Source organism: Luteolibacter pohnpeiensis (genome assembly GCF_016595435.1).
Taxonomy (GTDB): domain Bacteria; phylum Verrucomicrobiota; class Verrucomicrobiia; order Verrucomicrobiales; family Akkermansiaceae; genus Luteolibacter; species Luteolibacter pohnpeiensis.
Map to the genome: position 1 here is coordinate 1 of NZ_JAENIJ010000143.1, position 823 is coordinate 823.

The 823-nt window shown below is 57.1% G+C and carries 1 protein-coding gene; it reads right to left on the bottom strand.

Annotation, left to right across the window (positions count from 1 at the left end):
• Positions 1-665, bottom strand: a 665-nt coding sequence (locus JIN85_RS20635; protein ID WP_200274410.1) for a phage portal protein family protein, incomplete at its 3' end; no start/stop codon positions are given.
• Between the last annotated feature and the right edge of the window lie 158 nt (positions 666-823).

Genomic DNA, 823 nt, shown 5'->3' on the forward strand with positions numbered 1-823 from the left:
GCTCCAAGCCCGCCCTCGCGATCAAGCATCAAGCGGTCTTCCTGATCTGAGTCCGTCGCCCAACCGCTCGGATAGCCGAAATAGCGCGCCATCAGCGGCTTGGTCGCCCGTGGTTTCAAAGAGCCATCCTTTTGCCGCTGCCAGCGAATCTCGGAAACGGAATGCCCGAAGTAGTAACCCATTGCCAGCGCCTTGATCGTGCCCTCGAAACCATTCTCCCTCCGGGTGACATCCGGCTTCATCGTCCACATCAGATTCTCGACTTCCTTTGCCAGCTTCTCAGCTCCCGCCTTCGGTTTTTCACCACGGCGAGCAAAGGCATGCACCTTCCACGGCGCGATCGACACCAGCCGGGCAATCTCGTTGATGTTCTTCTGCAGCTTCGGCCAGGTGTCGACCATTGCGATGAATAGCAACTGCTGATGCACCAGATCACCATTGAGAGCCGAGGCCAGAGTCATCCGCACATGCGCGGGCACCTGATCGCGCTCGAAGTATTCCAGCATCCGGTCCTGCGACCGCGGGACTTGATACGGCGAGGTCAGCACATCAAGCCGCTTCCTCGCCTGAACGACATCGATGCCGCCCGGCGACACGTCTGCAGCCTGAACCAACGAGTCACGACGAGGCGGAAGAGCGGAGCCAACGGGCCGGATTTCATTCATGCCGTCAGCTTGTGCTATTGCTGCACACCCTCAACGGTCGCCAGTGGTCCCGATAACGTCACGAGAAGACATTCAACCTAAGTCACTTCTCTGCAGATCATTACGAAATTATTCAATTTGACAATATCCCACAGAGTGAATCGACTCGCGTTTGCAAA